Source organism: Actinoplanes sp. TBRC 11911, from assembly GCF_012933445.1.
In the GTDB taxonomy this organism is placed as follows: domain Bacteria; phylum Actinomycetota; class Actinomycetes; order Mycobacteriales; family Micromonosporaceae; genus Actinoplanes.
On record NZ_JABBNC010000003.1, the window covers coordinates 411,866 to 418,143 of the forward strand.

The following is a 6,278-nucleotide window of genomic DNA, read 5'->3' on the forward strand; positions in this document are numbered from 1 at the left end:
TCTCAGGGTTGTGCCGGATTCGCCCGGGTGCGGCTTGTCCCTACTCTGAGCGGCGTGACCATCATCGCGACTCAGGCGCTGACGAAGACGTACGGCGGTGGGGTGACCGCTCTCAGCGACCTCACCGTCGACGTCGATGCGGGCGTCATCGGACTGGTCGGTGCCAACGGCGCCGGCAAGAGCACGTTCATCAAAATCATGCTCGGGCTCATCGCGCCGAGTTCCGGGGGCGTCCGCGTGTTCGACCTCGACCCGGTCGCCGAGACCGACAAGGTGCGGGCCCGGGTCGGCTACATGCCGGAGAACGACTGCCTGCCGCCGGACGTGTCGGCCGCCGAGTTCGTCACGCACATGGGACGCCTCAGCGGGCTGCCGAAGACGGCCGCCCGGGAGCGGGCCTCCGAGGCGCTGCGGCACGTGGGCCTCTACGAGGAGCGCTACCGCCAGATCGGGGGATACTCGACCGGCATGAAACAGCGGGTCAAGCTGGCCCAGGCGCTCGTGCACGACCCCGACCTGCTGCTGCTGGACGAGCCGACCAACGGGCTCGACCCGGCCGGCCGCGACGCCATGCTGAACCTGGTGCAGCGCATCGGCAACGAGTTCGGCATCTCGGTCGTGGTGTGTTCGCACCTGCTCGGCGAGGTCGAGCGGATCTGTGACTCGCTCATCGCGATCGAGGGCGGCCACCTGCTGCGGGCCGACCGGATCTCGGCGATGACCGCGGCCTCCGACGTGCTCGTGGTGGAGGTCAGCGAGGGCCAGGACGAGCTCGCCGCCGCACTGTCCGAGAAAAACCTGCGCGTCAGCAAGGACGGGCGCCTGCTGCTGGTGCCACTGGACTCGGAGACGGCGTACGACCAGATCCTGCAGGCCGTGGCCGACCTGGACCTGCCGCTGCACCGCCTGGACCAGCGGCGTCACCGCGTCGCCGAGCTGTTCACGACGAAGAAGGAGACGGCCGATGTCTGAGGCCGGCGTCATCCATGACATCGGATACCAGCGTTACACCGGGCCCCGGCTCGGGCGGGCATCCGTCTTCACCGCCATGTACGTGCACGGCCTGCGCGCCGCCTTCGGGTTCGGGCGCTCCGCGAAGTCGAAGATCTTCCCGTGGATGGTGGCCGGCATCGCGCTGCTGATCGCGGTGATCAACGCGGCGCTGAAGTCGCGCGGCATCACGCTGTTCAACTACTTCCAGTTCGTCGACACGTTGGCCTGGCTGGTCATCTTCTTCGTCGCGATCGTCGCGCCGGAACTGGTGTCGCGGGACATGCGCTCCGGCGTGCTGCCGCTCTATTTCAGCCGGCCGTTGCGCGCCGCCGACTACGTGGGCGCCAAGGTCGCGGCGCTGGTGACGGCGGTGTTCCTGCTCCTCGGCGCACCCCAATTGATCATGTTCCTGGGTGCCGCGTTCACCACCAAGACCGGGATGCGCGGGGTCTGGGACGAATTCCTCCGGCTGCTGCCGGGCTGGGGCTACTCGCTGCTGTGGGCGTTCCTGTTCGCGTCGCTCTCGCTGCTGATCGCGTCGCTGACCGGCAAGCGGGCGTTCGCGGCCGGCGGCATCGTCGCCGCCTTCCTGATGACCGCCCCGGTGGTCGGTGTGCTCAACGTCCTGCCGTCCGAGACCGCGCATCACCTGTCCGGTCTGGCCAGCCCGATGTCACTGGTCAACGGCATCCAGATCTGGCTGCGCGACGGTGTCGACCTCGGACTGGACGTCGGGCGGTTCGGCCCGATCTACGGCATCGAATGGGTGTGCCTGGTCGCCGCCTGCCTGTTGCTGTTGCTGGCCCGCTATCGGAAGGTGGCCTCGCTGTGAGCGTCGTCGAACTTCAGAACGTCAGCCGCTGGTACGGCAACGTCGTCGCGGTCAACGACATCAGCATGACCCTGCAGCCGGGGGTGACCGGCCTGCTCGGACCGAACGGCGCCGGCAAGACCACGGTGCTGCACATGATGGCCGGGTTCCTGTCCCCGTCCAAGGGCGCGGTGACCATCGACGACAAGCCGACCTGGCGCAACCCGTCGATCTACCGGGACCTGGGACTGGTCGCCGAACGCGAGGCGGTGCACGGCTTCCTGACCGCCCGCGAGTTCGTCACCGCGTGCGCCAGGCTGCAGAAGCTGCCCGACCCGAAGGCCGCCGCGAAGCGTGCGCTGGAAATGGTCGAGATGACCGACGCGCAGGACCGGCGGATCGACACCTTCTCCAAGGGCATGCGGCAGCGCACCCGGGTGGCCGGCGCGCTGGTGCACGAGCCGAAGGTGCTGCTGCTCGACGAGCCGTTCAACGGCATGGACCCGCGGCAGCGGATGCACATGATGGAGCTGCTGCACCGGCTGGGCGACCACGGCCACACGATCCTGTTCAGCTCGCACATCCTGGAGGAGGTCGAGCAACTGTCCGGCCTGGTCCAGGTCATCGTGGCGGGCCGGCTGGCGGCGTCCGGCGACTACCGGCGGATCCGCCGCCTGATGACGAACCGGCCGCACGTCTTCGCCGTCGCCAGCTCCGACGACCGGCGGCTGGCGGTCGCGCTGATCGGCGAGAAGTCGGTCAGCGGTGTGGAGATCGAGGCGACCGGGCTGACCGTGCGCGCCGCCGACTACGGCAGTTTCACCCGCGCGCTGCCGCGCATCGCCCTCGGCGAGGGCATCCGGTTGCGGCGGCTGCTGCCGTCCGACGAGTCGCTGGAGAGCGTCTTCTCCTACCTGCTGGAGGCATGATGTCCACGGTCGCCTACATCACCGTCCGCGGCCTGTTCGGCCGGCGCCGGGCGCTGCTTCTGCTGCCCCTTCCGCTGCTGCTGATGGCGCTCGCCGCGATCTGCCGCGGCTACGACGTCAAACCGTCCGACTGGGGTCAGCCGGTGATCGTCGGGCTCGGCCTGGCGGTCGTGCTGCCGGTGATCGCGCTGATCGTCGGCACCGGCGTGCTCGGGTCCGAGGTGGACGACGGCACGATCATCCACATTCTCACCAAGCCGCTCCCCCGGCGCGACATCATCCTGGCGAAGCTGCTGGTCGCCTGGGTGGTGACGGCGCTGACCACGGCGGTGCCGCTGTTCGTGGTCGGGTTGCTGGCCGATTCCACGCGGCTGGGCGTGGCGCTGGCGATCGCGGCCGTGGTCGGCTCACTGGCGTACTCGGCATTGTTCCTGCTGCTCAGCCTGGTGACCCGGCGGCCGGTGCTGCTCGGCCTGGTCTACGTGCTGGTCTGGGAGGGCCTGCTGGGCCGGTTCGTCAGCGGCACCCGGGTGCTGTCCATCGAGCAGTACGTGATCACGCTGGCTGACAAGATCGCACCGACCGGGCTGCTGGACGGCAAGGTGTCGGTGCCGGTGGCGATCGTGATGAGCGCGATCTTCGCGCTCGGCGGCACGATCTACGCGATCAACCGGCTGGGGTCGTTCAGCATGGCCGGCGAGACGAGCTGATCATTTCGCGCGAGGGTCGTCCAAGGCGTGGACGGCTCTCGCGCTTACGTCGGCGAGCTTGTCCGGATTTGCGGTGTTGTAAACCGTCAAGATGTGACCTGTCTCGTCCAGCTCGAGCGCGATCGTCCCGATCACCCGGCCGCCGCCCCGGATCACCACACCGAAGGCGCCGTTCAACTCCACGATCTCGGCGACCATGTCCTGCGGCGCCACTCCCTCGTACGGCCGGGAGGCCACCCCGGCCAGCCACGGCGCCACCCGCTCGGCCCCGAGGATCGGCTTCAGCGCCTGCCGCACCTTGCCGCCGCCGTCCGTCCACAATGTGACGTCCGGGGCGAGCATCTGCATCAGGTCGTTGATGTCGCCGCCGGCCGCCGCGGCGAAGAACCGCTCGGTCACCTCCCGCTGCGCGACGCGCGACGTCTCGAACCTCGGCCGGCGCGCGTCGACGTGGCTGCGGGCGCGGTGCGCTGCCTGCCGCACGGTGGCCTCGGAGCGTTCCACGGCCGCGCCGATCTCGGCGTACGAGAAAGCGAACACCTCCTTGAGCACGAAGACCGCGCGTTCCAGCGGGCTCAGCGTCTCGAGCACGACCAGCAGCGCCATCGACACCGAGTCGTCGGCCGTCACCGGCGACTCGGTGAGGATCGGCTCGGGCAGCCACGGCCCGATGTAGGTCTCGCGGCGCGCCTTGGCCGAGCGCAGCCGGTCCATCGCCACGTTCGTGACGATCCGGACCAGGTACGCCTTCGGGTCGGCGACCTGGGAGCGGTCCGCCGACGACCACTTCAGCCAGGCGTCCTGAACCGCGTCCTCGGCGTCGGCGGCCGAGCCGAGCAGCCGGTAGGCGACCGAGAACAGCAGGTTCCGGTGCTCGTCGAAGATCATCGCGTATACCTGCCGCCGCGCGTCCAGTAGTCACCGAAGATCGGACGCTTCGCGATTCGGGCGTAGGTGGGCCACGGTGCGGAACTCACCGTCTCCTTGTACCAGGTGGCCGCACGCCCGGTGAGGAAGAAACGCCTCGGCGTGTGGTCGGGCCGGGAGAACTGGACCACCGCGTCGTGCCGGCCGATGCTCACCGGCACATGGATGTAGCCGAACCGGAACCGCTTCGGCGCCCGCCCGGCCAGCTCGCGCGCGATCGACTGAGCGACGTGCGCCCCGGTCGGCATCCCGCTCTGGCAGGTGCCGTGCATGACCCCGTACGCCTGCCGGATCGCGGCCGCGTCACCCACGGCGTACACGGAATCGTGCGAGACGGAGCGCAACGTGTCGTCGGTGACGATCCGTCCGTGGTCGTCGGTCTGGATGCCGGCGGCGGAGGCCAGCGGCGCGATGCGCACCCCGCTGCTCCACAGCACCACGTCGGCCCCGACGGTCTCGCCGCCGGCCAGATCCACGCCGCTCGGGCCGATCTTGATGATGTCCACACCCGAGCGGAAGCGGACGCCCATCCGCTTGAGGGCGTTCTGCAGGTAAGCGCGGGCCTTCGGGCCCATCTCGACGCCCGGCTCCCGGCGGCCGAGCAGCGTCACCTCGGCGTCCGGGTGCTGCTCGGCGATCTCGGCGGCCGCCTCGACGCCGGTCAGGCCGCTGCTGCAGACCACCACTCTGGTGGTTCCGCTCAGGCGCGCCGCGAGCAGCTTGGCGTCGTGTGCGCTGTTCAGCGTGTACGCGTGGGCGTCGGCACCGGGGACGACGGCGGTGTCCGCCACGCCACCGAGGGCGTACACCAAGGTGTCGTAGTGGAGTTCGCGCTCGTCGTCGACGCGAACCGTGCGCTTGTCCGCGTCGATCCGGGTCACCCAGCCGATCACCAGGTCGACCCCGCTGCCGTCGAGCAGCGCCGGCAGACGCAGGTCGGCCAGTTCCTCACCGGCCGCCACCTGGTGCAGGCGAAGCCGCTCGGTGAACCGCTCGGTCGCATTGACCAGCGTGATGTGGAGGTCGTCGCGGCCACGGGTGCGTGCGGCCAGGCTCACCGTTGCGATGGTCCCGGCGTATCCGGCGCCGAGAATCACGATCTCATGCATGGTCCCGTTCCTTTCGGAGGATTCGATGACCACGAGACGAGGTCGATGTTTCGATTCGTGAAGCGCGGTGGCGTACGTCACACCGGAACGCTCGGCATATCGTCGGTGGGTGACACGCATCCTGCTGGTGTCGGGCAGCACCTATGAGGCGTCCGTGCAAAGTGCGGCGTTGCGTACGGCGGCCCGCATCGCGCCGCCGGACATCGCGGTGACCCTGTTCGACGGGCTGCGCGACCTGCCCGCGTTCGTGCCCGGCGAACGAACCACACCGAGCGCCATCGCGCTGCTGCGGCTGCAGGTCAACGCGGCCGACGCGATCTTGTTCAGCACCCCGGAGTACGCGGGCTCGCTGCCGGGCAGCCTGAAGAACATGATCGAGTGGCTGGTCGCAGGCGGCGAACTGGCCGGCAAACCGGTGGCGTGGCTGTCGGTGATGGCGCCCGGCCACGACGAGAACGCGTGCGCCACGCTGGAGGCCGCGGTGGGGCACGGCAACGCGCGCCTGCTCACCGCCTGCTGCGTACGCGTCCCCGTCGAACCGTCGTCGGTGGACACCGACGGCCTGGTCAGTGACGAGCGGCTGCACCAGGCACTGGGCGACGTGCTGCATTCGATCGGCCGCGCCCTGACCGCCGCCGAACAGCCGAAGCACGAGCAGCCGAACTGGCAGACGTATTCCAGCGTGCTGCCGGTGATCCAGCGCCGGCAGCCGGGATTCGGGCCGTCCGGCCGCGCTTCCTAAGCACGTAGGCAGAAGTTCGGTACGTAACTGGTGACGGGCTGTCCGGAGACATACTCA

7 protein-coding genes are annotated in these 6,278 nt (G+C 69.4%); 5 read left to right on the top strand and 2 right to left on the bottom strand.

Features of this window, described 5'->3' with window-relative positions:
* Positions 1-54 precede the first annotated feature (54 nt).
* The 4 genes from HH310_RS07705 to HH310_RS07720 are packed head-to-tail and all read left to right on the top strand — an operon-like array spanning position 55 to position 3,443.
* Positions 55-972, top strand: coding sequence for an ABC transporter ATP-binding protein (locus HH310_RS07705; RefSeq protein ID WP_169174710.1), 918 nt, complete (start codon positions 55-57; stop codon positions 970-972).
* The gene (locus HH310_RS07710; RefSeq protein WP_169174711.1) at positions 965-1,825 is read left to right on the top strand and encodes an ABC transporter permease; all 861 of its coding nucleotides are present in this window, start codon (positions 965-967) and stop codon (positions 1,823-1,825) included. Before HH310_RS07705 ends, HH310_RS07710 begins: the two co-directional genes overlap by 8 nt.
* On the top strand, positions 1,822-2,733 hold the full coding sequence (locus HH310_RS07715) for an ABC transporter ATP-binding protein (RefSeq protein ID WP_312033896.1): 912 nt from the start codon (positions 1,822-1,824) through the stop codon (positions 2,731-2,733). Before HH310_RS07710 ends, HH310_RS07715 begins: the two co-directional genes overlap by 4 nt.
* Positions 2,733-3,443: an ABC transporter permease subunit gene (locus HH310_RS07720; protein ID WP_169174712.1), complete on the top strand. Its 711-nt coding sequence runs from the start codon at positions 2,733-2,735 to the stop codon at positions 3,441-3,443. Before HH310_RS07715 ends, HH310_RS07720 begins: the two co-directional genes overlap by 1 nt.
* On the opposite strand, the gene HH310_RS07725 is transcribed toward HH310_RS07720, so the two are convergent.
* A complete protein-coding gene (locus tag HH310_RS07725) occupies positions 3,444-4,331 on the bottom strand; it encodes an RNA polymerase sigma-70 factor (RefSeq protein ID WP_169174713.1) in 888 nt (295 codons plus the stop codon).
* Positions 4,328-5,479, bottom strand: a complete 1,152-nt coding sequence (locus tag HH310_RS07730; protein WP_169174714.1) for an NAD(P)/FAD-dependent oxidoreductase — start codon at positions 5,477-5,479, stop codon at positions 4,328-4,330. Before HH310_RS07730 ends, HH310_RS07725 begins: the two co-directional genes overlap by 4 nt.
* A gap of 109 nt (positions 5,480-5,588) precedes the next feature.
* On the opposite strand from HH310_RS07730, the gene HH310_RS07735 reads away from it, so the two are divergent.
* Entirely contained in the window at positions 5,589-6,221 is a 633-nt protein-coding gene (locus tag HH310_RS07735; RefSeq protein WP_169174715.1) for an NAD(P)H-dependent oxidoreductase, read from the top strand.
* The last annotated feature ends 57 nt before the right edge of the window (positions 6,222-6,278 follow it).